Raw genomic sequence first — 14,416 nt, forward strand, 5'->3', positions numbered from 1 at the left:
GGGAACGCGTCGTGAAAAAAATTATCTTATTGATCCTCATTGTCATCGCCCTTGCCGCTGGCGGCTGGTACTGGATGAAAGCGGGTAATCCGAATGCGTTGCGACATATCGTTCTCGACCAGTGCCTGCCGAATCAACTGCAGCACCGTAACCCGGCACCGTGTGCGCAGGTGAAGCCTGACGCAGGCTATGTAGTCTTTAAAGACCGCAACGGGCCGCTGCAATACCTGCTGATGCCGACATATCGCATCAACGGCACCGAAAGCCCGCTGTTGACCGAAGCGCATACGCCGAACTTTTTCTGGCTGGCCTGGCAGTCGCGTAGCTTTATGACCCTGAAGCGTGGAAGCGAGGTGCCCGACAGCGCCATTTCACTGACGATTAACTCGCCGACAGGGCGCACGCAGAACCATTTTCACATTCATATCTCCTGCCTGCGCCCGGACGTGCGCGAGAAGCTGAACGCGGCACAGGGAGACATCAGCACCCAGTGGCTGCCCCTTCCTGGCGGCCTGGAAGGGCATGAGTATCTTGCTCGTCGGGTGACGGAGAATGAACTGGTGCAGCGCAGCCCGTTCATGATGCTGGCTGAAGAGCTGCCGGAAGCGCGCGACCATATGGGGCGCTTCGCGCTGGCAATGGCGCAGCAGTCAGATGGTTCGTTTGTGTTGCTGGCCACCGAGCGCAACCTGCTGATGCTTAACCGCGCGTCTGCTGAGGAACTGCAGGATCATCAATGCGCTATCCTGAATTGACCCCACCATAAATAGCGTTTACTCGCCCTGCCTGTCGCCGTAGACTTGCTGAAAAATTCTACAGGAGACAGGTATGTCGCTCTGGTCAACGTATCCTCTGTTGCTGCCTTCACTGATTGTGGGCGTCACCATCGTACTATGGGCGACGTCGCTATTGCCGGAGTTCATTACCGCGCTGCTGTTCTTCACGGCGGCAATGACCGCGAAGATCGCCCCGCCGGAGACGATCTTCGGTGGTTTTGCCTCGTCGGCTTTCTGGCTGGTCTTCAGCGGATTCGTGCTCGGCGTGGCGATACGTAAAACCGGGCTGGCGGACCGGGCCGCCCGGGCGCTGTCGGCAAAGCTCACCGACTCCTGGGTATTAATGGTAGCGAGCGTGGTGCTGCTGAGCTATGCGCTGGCGTTTGTGATGCCGTCGAATATGGGACGTATTGCGCTGCTGATGCCGATTGTCGCCGCAATGGCGAAACGCGCCGGTATCGCTGACGGCTCCCGCGCCTGGTTTGGTCTGGCGCTGGCGGTAGGGTTCGGGACGTTCCAGCTTTCGGCGACGATTCTGCCCGCTAACGTGCCTAATCTGGTGATGAGCGGTGCGGCAGAAGGTTCGTACGGCATCCACCTGAACTATGTCCCGTATCTGCTGCTGCACACGCCGGTGCTGGGCATTCTCAAAGGCCTGATCCTGATTGGCCTGATCTGCTGGCTTTTTCCCGGCAGCCCAAAACCGCCGCAGGAACAGGCGCCGTCTGAACCCATGGGCCGGGATGAAAAGCGTCTTGCCTGGCTGCTGGCGATAGTGCTGGGGATGTGGGTGACGGAGAGCTGGCACGGCGTGGGGCCCGCCTGGACCGGGCTGGCGGCGTCGGTCATCGTTATGCTGCCGCGCATCGGTTTTATCACCGGGGAGGAGTTTTCTGCGGGGGTGAATATGCGCACCTGTATCTACGTTGCCGGTATACTGGGGCTGGCAATCGTCGTGACGCAAACCGGTATCGGAACGGCGGTGGGCGAGGCGTTGCTCCGTATTATGCCGCTCGATGCAGACCGACCGTTCACCAGCTTCCTGGCGCTGACCGGTATTACCACCGCACTCAACTTCATCATGACCGCTAACGGCGTTCCGGCGCTGTATACCACCCTGGCGCAGAGCTTCTCGGATGCGACCGGCTTCCCGCTGCTGTCGGTGATCATGATTCAGGTGCTGGGCTATTCTACGCCGCTGCTGCCGTATCAGGCGTCGCCGATCGTGGTGGCGATGGGGTTAGGAAAAGTGCCTGCCAGGGCGGGGATGGTGCTCTGTCTGGCGCTGGCGGTGGCAACGTATCTGGTGCTGCTGCCGCTGGATTATCTGTGGTTTAGCCTGCTGGGACGGCTGTAAAAAAGCCCGGTGGCGCTGACGCTTACCGGGCCTACAGAACCGTAGGGCGGGTTAGCGAAGCGCCACCCGCCACAAAGGCAATTACGCCTGTTTAGCCGCTTCTGCCGCTTTAACGATCACCGCGAAAGCGTCCGCTTTCAGGGATGCACCGCCAACCAGCGCGCCATCGATGTCTGGCTGGGTGAACAGCTCAGCAGCGTTAGACGCGTTAACGGAACCACCGTACTGGATGATCACTTGCTCAGCCACTTTGGCGTCAGCTTTCGCAATGTGGTCACGGATGAATTTGTGAACCGCCTGAGCCTGCGCAGGGGTGGCTGATTTGCCGGTGCCGATCGCCCAGACTGGCTCGTAAGCGATAACCGCGCCTTCGAACGCTGCTGCGCCCTGCGTTTTCAGCACTGCGTCGATCTGACGTGCGCACACTTCTTCAGTTTTGCCCGCTTCGTTTTCTGCTTCGGTTTCACCGATGCACAGAACCGGGATCAGACCCTGCTCTTTCAGCACGGCGAATTTCTTCGCGATGAACTCGTCGGATTCTTTGTGATAGGTGCGACGCTCGGAGTGGCCGATGATGATGTATTTCGCGCCGATATCTTTCAGCATTTCAGCGGACGTTTCACCGGTGAACGCGCCAGACAGGTTAACGTCAACGTTCTGCGCGCCCAGAATGATGTGGCTGCCGTCAGCGGCACGTTTAGCCAGATCCAGGTACATATCCGGCGGAGCGATAGCAACCGCGCAGCCGGTCACGCCAGCCAGCTCTTTACGCAGGTTCGCAACCAGTTCGTTTACCATGTGGCGGCTGCCGTTCAGTTTCCAGTTACCCATCACTAAAGGATGTCGCATTTCAATTCTCCACGCTCAATAAGCGAATTAAGGAATATGGCCACCCTGTCGGGCAGCATGGTCTGTGAATCAGTATAGAGATTTTCCCTCGAAAGGCTTTGCTTTTTGTCATTAATTCGCCCCGCCGAGAGTGTCAGATAGTGCCAGCTTAATCGGTTCAACAGCGAAGGTCAGTCCTTTTTCGCCGTTGTCCGCCACCACATAGCGGATTGCGCCTTCGGTATCGGCGTAGTAACGCTTGTTTTTACCGGCGGTGAGGAGTTTTTGCAGCTTTTGCTGGCTTTGCTTTTTCGTCAGCGCAGGGCTAAACGCCTGCAGGACCGCGCTCATGTACTCCAGCGCTTTCGCCTTCGCGGCTTTCTGCTCTGGCCCTTGTATCGGCAGCCAGGTGATTTGCATGCTTTTGATTTTTAACGTCCCGCGCTCCAGCGCCGTGGAGGCATACAAATTCTCGTTAATCTTGCTTGCCGCACGGGTCAGGGTAGGCGTGTCGCGGGGGCCATCAATGGCACGAAACTCATCCAGCGGCAGCGTGGGATTGGCCTGATTGAAGGCTTCACGAAACTGGCTGATGGACTGATCGAACGACGGTGCGCCCGCCAGCAGGTACGGTGCTGTGGTCGGGGCTGTGGTTTCGGCGGCGTGCAGGGTAAAACCCGCGCTGAGCAGCGCTAAACACAGGAATAGAGAATGTGCCGAACTTTTCATCAACATTGCCCCTGGCCGTAAGTGCTCATGATTAAAACGATATCTGGTCGGCTTGTCAAAAGGTCACAACTCCAGGGTAAAATGCGGGCTAAACGATAATAAGGAACCTTACATGACCATACAGCAGTGGCTGTTTTCATTCAAAGGGCGTATTGGACGCCGTGATTTCTGGATCTGGATGGTGACGTGGGTTGTCGCCATGCTGCTTCTGTTTTTCGTCGCCTATAACGCGTGGCTGAGCACGCAAACGGCGGCCTTCGCGCTGGTCTGCCTGCTCTGGCCAACGGCGGCTGTCGTGGTGAAACGCCTGCACGATCGCGGCCGCTCCGGCGCGTGGGCATTTCTGATTATTCTGGCGTGGATGCTGGTGGCGGGAAACTGGGCGATGCTTCCGTCCATCCTGCCGTGGGTGGTGGGCAGGCTGCTGCCGTCGGTCATCTTCGTGATGATGGTTGTCGATCTGGGCGCGTTTATTGGCACCCAGAGCGAAAACAAATACGGTAAAGACACCGTTGAGGTGAAATATCGCTGATCACCAGTAGTGTTCGGCGGTCATATGGCCCGGTCGGCGGCGAAGATGTTTCGTCATCTGCCGGGTATCCTTCAGAAGCTGCTGCGTGTCGCGTACCATCTGCGGGTTGCCACACAGCATGACGTGGCTGGTTTCAGCCGTCATCGGTAAACCCACCGCCTCTTCCAGGGCACCATTCTCAATTAACGCCGGCACGCGACCGGTCAGCGTTCCTGCTACGGTTTCGCGGCTGACCACCGTCTGAATCTTTAACTTTCCGCCGTACTGCTGTTCCAGCGTCTGCATCTGCGGCAGGTAGCTCAGGTCTGCGGCGTAGCGCGCAGCGTGAACCAGCACGATGTTTTTAAAACGCTCCAGGTCTTTGCCGTACTGCAAAATAGAGAGATAAGGGCCGATGGCCGTACCGGTTGCCAGCATCCAGAGCGTGTCACAATCCGGGATCTCTTCGAGCACAAAGAAGCCTGCTGCTTCACTCACGATTTGCACGTCGTCGCCGGGCTTGAGGGCGGCAAGGCGCGGGCTGAGTTTACCGTCCGGTACGGTGACCAGATAGAACTCGAGATCCGGGTTATCAGGCGCGTTAACGTAAGAGTAGGCGCGCTGCACGCGCTCGCCGTCGACATCCAGCCCCAGCTTCGCAAATTGCCCGGCTTTAAACGGGTGGACGGGAGCATGCAGGGTGAGACTAAATAGCGCATCGGTCCAGAACTGTATCTTTGTGACTTTACCTGTTACCCAGTCCGCCATGATCTTCTCCTGTGCTGTTTCTCTGTTCTATCTTCCGTACTTAACGGGGAGATTTCCAGCCCATTTGGGCCGGAAAGCTCTATCGATCAAACGGTTTTACAGAATGTGCGTCTGTACGTCCGGGTCTTTGCGGTCGAGATAGTGGATAGACTGGATGCGGCGAATGGTGCGTGATTTTCCGCGGATCAGCAGCGTTTCAGTGGTGGCCATATTGCCCTTGCGGCTGATGCCGTCCAGCAGATCGCCTTTGGTGATACCTGTCGCCGAGAAGACCACGTTATCGCTACGGGCCATATCATGCAGCGCCAGCACTTTGTTGGCCTCGATGCCCATCGCTTCGCAGCGTGCCAGCTCGTTTTCCCCGATACGGCGGTTCTCTTGGCTGTCGCCTTTCACCTCGTGGCGGGGCAGCAGACGAGCCTGCATATCGCCGTCCAGCGCGCGGATCACTGCTGCAGAGACTACGCCTTCCGGCGCGCCGCCGATGCCGTACAGCACGTCTACTTCGCTGTCCGGCATGCAGGTCAGGATTGAGGCGGCAACGTCACCATCCGGAATGGCAAACACGCGCACGCCGAGCTTTTGCATCTGCGCGATGGTGGCGTCGTGGCGCGGTTTGGCCAGAATGGTGACGGTGAGTTCGCTCAGCGGTTTGTTCAGCGCGCGGGCGACGTTACGCAGGTTCTCTTCCAGCGGCAGGCTAAGGTCGATTGCGCCTTTCGCGCCAGGACCGACAATCAGCTTTTCCATGTACATATCCGGCGCGTTGAGGAAGCAGCCCTTATCGCCCACGGCCAGCACCGCCAGGGCGTTGGCCTGACCCATTGCGGTCATGCGCGTACCTTCGATCGGGTCGACGGCGATATCCACGGCATCACCTTTGCCGGTACCGACTTTTTCACCGATGTAGAGCATTGGCGCTTCGTCGATCTCGCCTTCGCCGATCACGATGGTGCCGTCGATGTTGACCTGGTTAAGCACAATGCGCATGGCATGGACGGCTGCGCCGTCTGCGGTATTTTTGTCACCACGACCCAGCCACTTATAGCCTGCAAGGGCAGCCGCTTCGGTGACGCGGGAAAACTCGATAGCAAGTTCACGTTTCATGAGGTACTCGTACAATCAAAAGGAATTGCACGAAGTTTATCACAGAGTGGGGAGGGGCGAGGGGACCGGTGCGGTCCCCTCGCCCTGACCCTCTCCCCAGGGGAGAGGGAATATATGATTACTCTTCGTGCTCTTCCCACGCCAGGGCGCGTTTCACCGCTTTCTTCCAGCCGCTGTAGCGGAAGTTACGCTCGGTGGTTTCGATGCCCGGGCGGAATTCGCGTTCGATCACCGCTTTTTCCTGCAGCTCGTCCAGGTTCTGCCAGAAGCCTACCGCCAGACCGGCAAGGTACGCCGCGCCCAGCGCCGTGACTTCACGCACTTCAGGACGCTCAACGCGGGTGCCCAGAATGTCGGACTGGAACTGCATCAGGAAGTTATTCGCGACCGCACCGCCGTCCACGCGCAGGGCGTGCAGACGAATGCCGGAGTCCGCCTGCATCGCTTCCAGCACGTCGCGCGTCTGGTAGGCGATGGATTCCAGGGTGGCGCGAATAATGTGGTTAGAGTTAACACCACGCGTCAGGCCAAAAATTGCGCCGCGTGCATACGGATCCCAGTACGGCGCGCCCAGACCGGTGAACGCAGGCACCACGTACACGCCGTTGGTGTCTTTCACTTTGGTCGCGAAGTACTCGGAGTCGAACGCATCGCTGATCAGCTTCATCTCGTCGCGCAGCCACTGGATAGACGCACCGGCCATGAACACCGCACCTTCCAGGGCATAGTTCACTTCGCCGCGTGGTCCACAGGCGATGGTGGTCAGCAGGCCGTTTTCTGATTTCACCGCTTTCTCGCCGGTGTTCATCAGCATAAAGCAGCCGGTGCCGTAGGTGTTCTTCGCCATCCCTTCTTTGACGCACAGCTGGCCGAACAGCGCCGCCTGCTGGTCACCGGCAATACCGGCGATAGGAATACGGGTGCCGCCTTTACCGCCGATGTTGGTCTGGCCGTAAACCTCAGAAGACTTGCGCACGTCAGGCAGCATCGCGCGTGGGATATCCAGCGCGTCCAGCATCTTGTCATCCCACTCCAGGGTGTTGATGTTGAACAGCATGGTACGCGAGGCGTTGGTGTAGTCGGTGACGTGGACGCGTCCCTGGGTCATCTTCCAGATAAGCCAGGTGTCGACGGTGCCGAACAGCAGCTCGCCGCGTTTTGCACGCTCGCGTGAACCTTCCACGTGGTCGAGGATCCACTTCACTTTTGTGCCGGAGAAATACGGGTCAACCACCAGACCGGTGGCGCTGCGCACGTACTCTTCCATGCCGTCGCGCTTCAGCTGCTCGCAGATCTCAGAGGTACGGCGGCACTGCCAGACGATGGCGTTGTAAATAGGCTTACCGGTTTCACGTTCCCAGACAATCGTCGTTTCACGCTGGTTAGTGATACCAATCGCGGCAATCTCGTCGGAACTGATATCGGCTTTTGCCAGCACTTCGACCAGCGTGGAGCTTTGTGACGCCCAGATCTCCATTGGGTCGTGTTCGACCCAGCCTGGACGAGGATAAATTTGCTCAAATTCGCGCTGTGACACGCTGACGATGTTCGCGTCATGATCCATTACGACAGCGCGGGAGCTGGTAGTGCCCTGGTCGAGCGCAACGATATATTTTTTTTCGGTCATGGTATGTGTCCCGTAGTCAGATTACAGCGAAGCTTTTTGTTGTGCGGTAGAAGTCGTTTCCTTCTCCTCTTCCACACAAGTGTCGCACGGTAAATGGCGACCAATTAATTTGCGGTAGCTGAACGCACCCAGCGCAGCCCCGACAACTGGCGCAAACAGCGGTACCAGGAAGTAAGGAATGTCTTTGCCACCGGTGAAGGCGACGTCGCCCCAGCCTGCGATAAAGGCGAACGCTTTAGGTCCGATATCACGCGCCGGGTTCATCGCGAAGCCGGTCAGCGGGCCCATGGAGGCACCAATCACCGCAATCAGCAGGCCAATCAGCAGTGGGGCCAGCGGGCCGCGCGGAATGCCGTTTCCGTCGTCGGTCAGCGCCAGGATAACGCCCATCAGAATAGCGGTAATCACCATTTCAACTGCGAACGCCTGCACAAAATTGATATGCGGGTTTGGATAGGTTGAGAAGATGCCTGCCAGATCCAGACTTTCGACGCTGCCGCGCACCATATGATGCGTCTGTTCGAAGTCGATGAAAAGATTGTAATAAAGCCCGTAAACTAACGCCGCTGCGCAAAACGCGCCGGCAAACTGAGAAAGAATGAAAGGAACTACTTTGCGTCCGTCGAAGCACGCGAACAGCCACAGTGCGATAGTCACCGCCGGGTTAAGATGTGCACCAGACACCCCTGCAGTCAGGTAGATGGCCATCGCCACGCCCAGACCCCAGATGATACTGATTTCCCACTGACCAAAACTGGCACCCGCCACTTTCAGTGCAGCGACACAGCCCACTCCGAAGAATATCAACAACCCGGTACCAAGGAACTCGGCAATGCACTGGCCTTTTAAGGTTGATGTCTGACTCATAATCGGAATCCTGAAGAAATTGATGTTTATTGTTAGCATGGCCGCCCGTGACAGCCACGATGCCCTGTAGACATAGTGTTAATTTATCGTTAACGAGCAAAAACGAGAAATATCGAAATCGAAATGTGTGGTCTGCGTCAATAAAATGAGCGTTTTCGCGCCATAAAGCACATTTTTGCAGCAGTACAGGATCAGTACAGGAATGTGAGCTGAATCATTTCATTAACGAATCAGTTAACAATTTAGGGGTATATGACGCGAACGCACCAGGACCAGACCTAAAAGTGTTGCAAACCGCGATCTGCGCGGTGTGTCGCTGGACACAGAGCGCCGCGCTCCATACAATCGACGGTATATGTCGTGCGCGTTTATGTTAAAGCGTCGCCTTGCAATTCAGGAGAGGTAGCATCATGTCTTTAGAAGTGTTTGAGAAACTGGAATCGAAAGTACAGCAGGCGATTGACACCATCACCCTGCTGCAGATGGAAATTGAAGAGCTGAAAGAGAAGAACAGCAGCCTGGCGCAGGAAATACAGAACGCGCAGCACAGCCGCGAAGAACTGGAGCGCGAAAACAACCAGCTGCGCGAACAGCAGAACGGCTGGCAGGATCGCCTGCAGGCGCTGCTGGGACGTATGGAAGAGGTTTAATTCCCATTGGGATTAATGAGTAGGCCGGGTAAGGCGAAGCCGCCACCCGGCTTTTTTTATGGTTTGATGTCAGTCGGCGATCACCATAAAAAAGGCCGCCAGAGGCGGCCTTAACGCTACTTGTCCTGCGCTATCATAGTAAAAGCAACGAACACATTCGGTTCATCACTCTTTACAACGAGTACGCTGGCGACAATGAACGCGATACATAAATAGCGTTTCATTATGCGGTCCCTGCAGCTAACCGCTCCACCGTTCACCACCGGTGATAAGTCGGTGGACACAAGCCTGATCAAGGGTTGCTTTACGGTTGTGAAGACACCTTTCCCTGGACCGATGCCCATGTGCGAGATGGCGGAAAGGGACGCAGCATCATAGTAAGCAACAGCAGCGTAGTTAAGGTCTGTATAGATAATTAGGAATTTATAAAGGGTCGAGGGGATTACCTGAGATTTGAATCAGGGTAAGATAAAAATCCTGGTCAAAGGTTGCAAGCCTTCCCAACGGACCGCGAATCCCGAGGGACAAAAAAACCGCCACATTACTGTTGGCGGTTTTTTTATGGTTCACGCTTACGGTTTTATTACTCGATATCCAGCGGATCTTCGGAAAGGATAATGCCGGTATTATCGGCGTAGAGATGGTCGCCGGAGAAGAAGGTCACGCCGCCGAAGTTAACGCGCACGTCGCTTTCGCCGATGCCGTCACCTGCCGCCCCTACCGGTATGGCCGCGATGGCCTGAATCCCGATATCCAGGTCTTCCAGATCGTCCACCTGACGCACGGAACCGTACACCACAATGCCTTCCCACTCGTTTTGTGCGGCAATACCGGCCAGTTCAGCATCAATCAATGCGCGGCGTACGGAACCACCGCCATCGACCACCAGTACGCGGCCACGGCCGTTCTGTTCGAGCAGATCGTACAACAACCCGTTATCCTCGAAACATTTCACCGTGACGATCTGTCCGCCAAACGACGACCGCCCACCAAAGTTGGAGAACAGCGGTTCAACGACGTTGACATCTTCCTGGTAGATGTCACAAAGCTCGGAGGTATCGTATTTCATAGGTTTAACGCTCAGTTGCTGCGAATGTGTTCAGTATATCGTGCGAAATGCGTTGTTGGCAAAATCATCAATTGTTAATTGATATTTGTCAGCTAACTGAGCGTCTGGCTTAAGACAATCCCGATGACGAACAACAGGTTAGTCAGCAGCGCGCCTTTTACCGTGCGCTCCAGCATCGGCGGCATGGCGGCCGGGCTGCGTTCACGCATCACAAAACGGGCCTGCTTAATCAGCAGCGGCGCGGCAAGCACAAACAGCCAGCCCCACAGACTGTGCAGGGAAATCAGGTTAAACAGCGCCAGGCAGACCAGAGCACCCATCAGCAGGCAGGCATGGTAGCGACGCGCATTCACCGGCCCCAGACGGACCGCCAGGGTGTTTTTGCCGTTCTCCCGGTCGCTGTCGATATCGCGCAGGTTGTTGATGTTGAGCACCGCGGTCGCCAGCAGACCGCAGGCGGTCGCAGGCAGGAACAGCGCAGGGATCACCGTATGCGCCTGTAAGTACCAGCTTCCCATCACGCTCAGCCAGCCGAAGAACACCAGTACGGAGATATCCCCGAGCCCAATGTAGCCGTAAGGACGCGTGCCGACGGTGTAGGTGATGGCTGCGATAATGGCCAATAAACCCAGCACCAGGAAGCCAATAAAATCGCTGGGGGTCTTAGACGCCACTGTCACCAGCGCCAGACCCGATAAACAGATCAGCACCACGGTGATAATCAGCGCGCGTTTCATCTGCGCCTGGGTAATCACCCCTTTTTGCATCCCACGCAGCGGCCCGATACGGTCAGGTTTGTCGCTGCCTTTCACCGCGTCGCCATAGTCGTTGGCGAGGTTGGAGAGAATTTGCAGCAGGCCGGCGGTAATCAATGCCAGCGCGGCAACCAGCGGATCGAAATAACCCTGCCACCAGGCAAGCGCCGTACCGACGATAATCGCGGCAAAGGCCAGAGGGAGTGTTTTAGGGCGCAGACTTTCGAGCCACGCCTGAGTACGGCTGATGTCAGTCATAAGTATTTAGCCAATAAAAATGGGGGCATTAGCCCCCATTAAACGTGATGAGAATCCAGTAACCGCGATTATAGGATAAAACGGCTCAGATCTTCATCTGCCACTAACGCATCCAGATGTTTACTCACATATTCTGCGTCAATGGTAACGGTTTGACCGTTCAGATCGCTCGCGTCGTAAGAGATATCTTCCACCAGGCGTTCCAGCACGGTATGCAGACGACGCGCACCGATGTTTTCGGTGGTTTCGTTCACCTGCCATGCGGCCTGGGCAATACGTTTGATACCGTCTTCGGTGAACTCGAGGTTCACGCCTTCGGTCGCCATCAGCGCTTTGTACTGAACGGTTGCAGAGGCGTTTGGCTCGGTCAGGATACGTTCGAAGTCTTCGGTCGTCAGCGCCTGCAGCTCAACGCGGATAGGCAGACGGCCCTGCAGTTCCGGGATCAGATCCGACGGGCTGGCAACCTGGAAGGCACCTGATGCGATAAACAGGATGTGGTCCGTTTTCACCATGCCGTGCTTGGTTGAGACGGTGCAGCCTTCTACCAGCGGCAGCAGGTCGCGCTGAACGCCTTCGCGGGATACATCCGGGCCGGAGCTGTTGCCGCCGCGCTTACAAATTTTGTCTATTTCGTCGATAAACACGATACCGTGCTGCTCAACCGCGTCGATAGCGTCCTGCTTCAGCTCTTCCGGATTCACCAGCTTCGCCGCTTCTTCTTCAATCAGCAGCTTCATCGCGTCTTTGATTTTCAGCTTACGCGTTTTTTGCTTCTGACCGCCCAGGTTCTGGAACATGGACTGCAGCTGGCTGGTCATCTCTTCCATTCCCGGAGGTGCCATGATTTCCACACCCATTGGCGCGGCAGCGAGATCGATCTCAATCTCTTTATCATCCAGCTGGCCTTCACGCAGCTTTTTGCGGAACGCCTGACGCGCCGCAGACGGTTCCGCCTGCTGTTCAGCCTGACCCCAGTTGTTTTTTGCCGGTGGGATCAGCACGTCGAGAATGCGCTCTTCGGCCATCTCTTCCGCGCGATAGCGGTTTTTCTCAATGGCCTGGACGCGCACCATTTTGATCGCCGAGTCGGTCAGATCGCGGATGATGGAGTCCACTTCTTTACCCACATAGCCCACTTCGGTGAACTTGGTGGCTTCAACTTTGATGAACGGTGCGTTGGCCAGCTTCGCCAGACGACGGGCGATTTCGGTTTTACCGACGCCGGTCGGGCCGATCATCAGAATGTTTTTCGGCGTCACTTCGTGGCGCAGCTCTTCGTCAAGCTGCATACGACGCCAGCGGTTACGCAGGGCGATAGCCACGGAACGCTTGGCGTTATCCTGGCCGATAATGTGTTTGTTCAGTTCGCTGACAATTTCGCGTGGGGTCATTTCAGACATGGGAGATCCTTACGCTTTGGAGGTCAATTCTTCGATGGTGTGGTTGTGGTTGGTATAGATGCAGATATCACCTGCAATATCCAACGCCTTCACCGCGATATCACGCGCGTTCATGTCGGTATTTTCCAACAGTGCGCGGGCAGCAGCCTGGGCATAAGGGCCGCCAGAGCCGATGGCAATCAGGTCATTTTCCGGCTGAATCACGTCACCGTTACCGGTGATGATAAGCGATGCGGTCTCATCAGCGACCGCCAGCAGCGCTTCGAGCTTGCGCAGCATGCGGTCGGTACGCCAGTCTTTTGCCAGCTCAACGGCGGCTTTCACCAGATGACCCTGGTGCATTTCCAGTTTACGTTCAAACAGTTCAAACAGCGTGAAGGCATCCGCCGTGCCGCCTGCAAAGCCGGCGATCACTTTGTCGTTGTAGAGACGACGCACTTTCTTCACGTTGCCTTTCATGACGGTATTACCCAGCGTGGCCTGGCCATCACCGGCGATTACCACATGGCCGTTACGGCGTACACTTACTATTGTTGTCACGAGCAGACCCCCTGGTTACAGAATCGGGAAACAGAAGCCCTGAGCCTGTGCCCAGGGCTGAATTAAATGATAGATGGGGGGGATTTTGGGGGTTTCAACCCCCGGAGGCGAGTCGAATGCAGTTTGTGTGACCGGCGATTTTCAAACGAGAAAGGGTGCCATCGGCATTTTCTTTGCCTTTGACCGGACCAATCACCACGCGATTCCAGCCGTTATTGGTGGTAATACGCGAATCAAACCCTTCAAAGGCCAGCTGCGCGCGCACCGTTTCCGCCTGCTCCGCACCTTTGAACGAACCGCACTGTACCATCCAGCGACGTTCGTCTTTTTTCTCCGCCGTCTGCTTCGGCGCTTCGGTCTCTTTCGTGACCGGCGCGGCCTGCTGCGTTTTCGGCTGCTGCGCAGTGGTATGCGCTGGCGTCTGGAGCAGATCCTGATACGGCTGAGCCGCCTGCTTCTGCTGCTGCGCTTTAGGCTGCTGCTGGACAGGCTGAGACTGCACCGTACGCGTCGGCTGCTGATACGGCTGTTCCGTTACCCGCGGCTGTGCCTTCGGCTGCTGTACCGGCTGGGTTTGCGCCCACTGCTGTTGCTGCTGAATCTGCTGTTGTGCCTGGCGACGCTGCAGCGTTTGCTGACGCTGTTCCGGCGTCTGCTCATTCCACGGCACTTCGTTCAGCTGCGTAGGCTGCTGGCGCATATCGGCCTGCATTTGTGCCAGCAGCTGACGCTGTTCATCCGTCAGCTGATTCGCATTCTGTACTTCACCACCCGCAGAAGGTTCCGTTGGCGCACGTACCCCAGGCTGACGGCTTTCCAGCTCTTTGATATAGCGCCAGCGCTCTTCAGGCTTCGGAGGGAGGCCATTTCCGGCGACTTTACTGGCCTGAAGCGCCTCAGACTCTTCTTTTTTATGGTGCGTGATAAAGTACAGGCCACCAATAAAGGCGACGACTACAGCCGCAGCAATAGCGACCATTGCTGGCGAGACAGCAGGCAGGTTACGTTGCTTTTTTCTTGAGCTACTCTTTTTGCGTCGCGAAGGTGCCGGCTGGCCGCGACGTACATAATCTCGTTGTGCCACTATCGTTTCGCTGTATTTATTCGTTCGTCAGTCCGCCATGTTACTTAAGCGGCGGGGCTTTGACCAGATAAGGGTATCCGAAAGACG

15 protein-coding genes are annotated in these 14,416 nt (G+C 56.6%); 4 read left to right on the forward strand and 11 right to left on the reverse strand.

What is annotated here, in order from left to right; all coding sequences use genetic code 11:
- The first annotated feature begins 11 nt into the window (after positions 1 to 11).
- Entirely contained in the window at positions 12 to 755 is a 744-nt protein-coding gene (locus ACOTXT_RS08400) for a CDP-diacylglycerol diphosphatase (protein WP_025912303.1), read from the forward strand.
- Positions 756 to 828: 73 nt separating this feature from the next.
- Positions 829 to 2,133 (forward strand): SLC13 family permease, encoded by a 1,305-nt coding sequence (locus ACOTXT_RS08405; RefSeq protein ID WP_045372015.1) that lies wholly within the window; start codon positions 829 to 831, stop codon positions 2,131 to 2,133.
- 81 nt (positions 2,134 to 2,214) lie between these two features.
- On the opposite strand, the gene tpiA is transcribed toward ACOTXT_RS08405, so the two are convergent.
- Positions 2,215 to 2,982 carry a triose-phosphate isomerase gene (gene tpiA / locus ACOTXT_RS08410; protein WP_003862019.1) on the reverse strand — a complete coding sequence of 256 codons (768 nt, stop codon included), beginning with the start codon at positions 2,980 to 2,982 and terminating at the stop codon, positions 2,215 to 2,217.
- 111 nt (positions 2,983 to 3,093) lie between these two features.
- Complete coding sequence (locus ACOTXT_RS08415) at positions 3,094 to 3,690, reverse strand: DUF1454 family protein (RefSeq protein WP_063418378.1); 597 nt, start codon at positions 3,688 to 3,690, stop codon at positions 3,094 to 3,096.
- Positions 3,691 to 3,802: 112 nt separating this feature from the next.
- Here ACOTXT_RS08415 and ACOTXT_RS08420 point away from each other — a divergent pair, with 112 nt between their 5' ends.
- Positions 3,803 to 4,222 carry a DUF805 domain-containing protein gene (locus ACOTXT_RS08420; protein ID WP_008501811.1) on the forward strand — a complete coding sequence of 140 codons (420 nt, stop codon included), beginning with the start codon at positions 3,803 to 3,805 and terminating at the stop codon, positions 4,220 to 4,222.
- Here ACOTXT_RS08420 and fpr read toward each other — a convergent pair whose 3' ends face one another.
- From fpr to ACOTXT_RS08440, 4 genes are all read right to left on the reverse strand, one after another.
- A complete protein-coding gene (fpr, locus tag ACOTXT_RS08425; RefSeq protein ID WP_262818598.1) occupies positions 4,223 to 4,969 on the reverse strand; it encodes a ferredoxin--NADP(+) reductase in 747 nt (248 codons plus the stop codon).
- Between the two features lie 96 nt (positions 4,970 to 5,065).
- Entirely contained in the window at positions 5,066 to 6,076 is a 1,011-nt protein-coding gene (glpX, locus tag ACOTXT_RS08430) for a class II fructose-bisphosphatase (protein WP_333164975.1), read from the reverse strand.
- Between the two features lie 118 nt (positions 6,077 to 6,194).
- On the reverse strand, positions 6,195 to 7,703 hold the full coding sequence (gene glpK / locus ACOTXT_RS08435) for a glycerol kinase GlpK (RefSeq protein ID WP_008501808.1): 1,509 nt from the start codon (positions 7,701 to 7,703) through the stop codon (positions 6,195 to 6,197).
- Positions 7,704 to 7,724: 21 nt separating this feature from the next.
- Positions 7,725 to 8,570 carry an MIP/aquaporin family protein gene (locus ACOTXT_RS08440; RefSeq protein WP_014885705.1) on the reverse strand — a complete coding sequence of 282 codons (846 nt, stop codon included), beginning with the start codon at positions 8,568 to 8,570 and terminating at the stop codon, positions 7,725 to 7,727.
- Positions 8,571 to 8,980: 410 nt separating this feature from the next.
- Here ACOTXT_RS08440 and zapB point away from each other — a divergent pair, with 410 nt between their 5' ends.
- On the forward strand, positions 8,981 to 9,220 hold the full coding sequence (gene zapB, locus ACOTXT_RS08445) for a septal ring assembly protein ZapB (RefSeq protein ID WP_333164978.1): 240 nt from the start codon (positions 8,981 to 8,983) through the stop codon (positions 9,218 to 9,220).
- A 583-nt stretch (positions 9,221 to 9,803) separates the two neighbouring features.
- Here zapB and rraA read toward each other — a convergent pair.
- The 5 genes from rraA to ftsN all read right to left on the reverse strand — a co-directional run bounded on the left by rraA (position 9,804) and on the right by ftsN (position 14,329).
- A complete protein-coding gene (gene rraA / locus ACOTXT_RS08450) occupies positions 9,804 to 10,289 on the reverse strand; it encodes a ribonuclease E activity regulator RraA (protein WP_008501805.1) in 486 nt (161 codons plus the stop codon).
- A 92-nt stretch (positions 10,290 to 10,381) separates the two neighbouring features.
- Entirely contained in the window at positions 10,382 to 11,302 is a 921-nt protein-coding gene (gene menA, locus ACOTXT_RS08455) for a 1,4-dihydroxy-2-naphthoate polyprenyltransferase (protein ID WP_008501804.1), read from the reverse strand.
- Positions 11,303 to 11,370: 68 nt separating this feature from the next.
- Complete coding sequence (hslU, locus tag ACOTXT_RS08460; RefSeq protein WP_008501803.1) at positions 11,371 to 12,705, reverse strand: HslU--HslV peptidase ATPase subunit; 1,335 nt, start codon at positions 12,703 to 12,705, stop codon at positions 11,371 to 11,373.
- Between the two features lie 9 nt (positions 12,706 to 12,714).
- A complete protein-coding gene (gene hslV / locus ACOTXT_RS08465; RefSeq protein WP_008501802.1) occupies positions 12,715 to 13,245 on the reverse strand; it encodes an ATP-dependent protease subunit HslV in 531 nt (176 codons plus the stop codon).
- Positions 13,246 to 13,339: 94 nt separating this feature from the next.
- The gene (gene ftsN / locus ACOTXT_RS08470; RefSeq protein ID WP_032622950.1) at positions 13,340 to 14,329 is read right to left on the reverse strand and encodes a cell division protein FtsN; all 990 of its coding nucleotides are present in this window, start codon (positions 14,327 to 14,329) and stop codon (positions 13,340 to 13,342) included.
- Positions 14,330 to 14,416: the final 87 nt, after the last annotated feature.

It is taken from the genome of Enterobacter cloacae complex sp. IR5422, from assembly GCF_049238165.1.
In the GTDB taxonomy this organism is placed as follows: Bacteria; Pseudomonadota; Gammaproteobacteria; order Enterobacterales; family Enterobacteriaceae; genus Enterobacter; species Enterobacter roggenkampii.

Bases quoted from the DNA above. Each gene is read 5' to 3' on its own strand.
- ACOTXT_RS08405 (WP_045372015.1), top strand. From the start codon at position 829: ATGTCGCTCTGGTCAACGTATCCTCTGTTGCTGCCTTCACTGATTGTG.
- tpiA (WP_003862019.1), bottom strand. From the start codon at position 2,982: ATGCGACATCCTTTAGTGATGGGTAACTGGAAACTGAACGGCAGCCGC.
- ACOTXT_RS08415 (WP_063418378.1), bottom strand. From the start codon at position 3,690: ATGAAAAGTTCGGCACATTCTCTATTCCTGTGTTTAGCGCTGCTCAGC.
- ACOTXT_RS08420 (WP_008501811.1), top strand. From the start codon at position 3,803: ATGACCATACAGCAGTGGCTGTTTTCATTCAAAGGGCGTATTGGACGC.
- fpr (WP_262818598.1), bottom strand. From the start codon at position 4,969: ATGGCGGACTGGGTAACAGGTAAAGTCACAAAGATACAGTTCTGGACC.
- glpX (WP_333164975.1), bottom strand. From the start codon at position 6,076: ATGAAACGTGAACTTGCTATCGAGTTTTCCCGCGTCACCGAAGCGGCT.
- glpK (WP_008501808.1), bottom strand. From the start codon at position 7,703: ATGACCGAAAAAAAATATATCGTTGCGCTCGACCAGGGCACTACCAGC.
- ACOTXT_RS08440 (WP_014885705.1), bottom strand. From the start codon at position 8,570: ATGAGTCAGACATCAACCTTAAAAGGCCAGTGCATTGCCGAGTTCCTT.
- zapB (WP_333164978.1), top strand. From the start codon at position 8,981: ATGTCTTTAGAAGTGTTTGAGAAACTGGAATCGAAAGTACAGCAGGCG.
- rraA (WP_008501805.1), bottom strand. From the start codon at position 10,289: ATGAAATACGATACCTCCGAGCTTTGTGACATCTACCAGGAAGATGTC.
- menA (WP_008501804.1), bottom strand. From the start codon at position 11,302: ATGACTGACATCAGCCGTACTCAGGCGTGGCTCGAAAGTCTGCGCCCT.
- hslU (WP_008501803.1), bottom strand. From the start codon at position 12,705: ATGTCTGAAATGACCCCACGCGAAATTGTCAGCGAACTGAACAAACAC.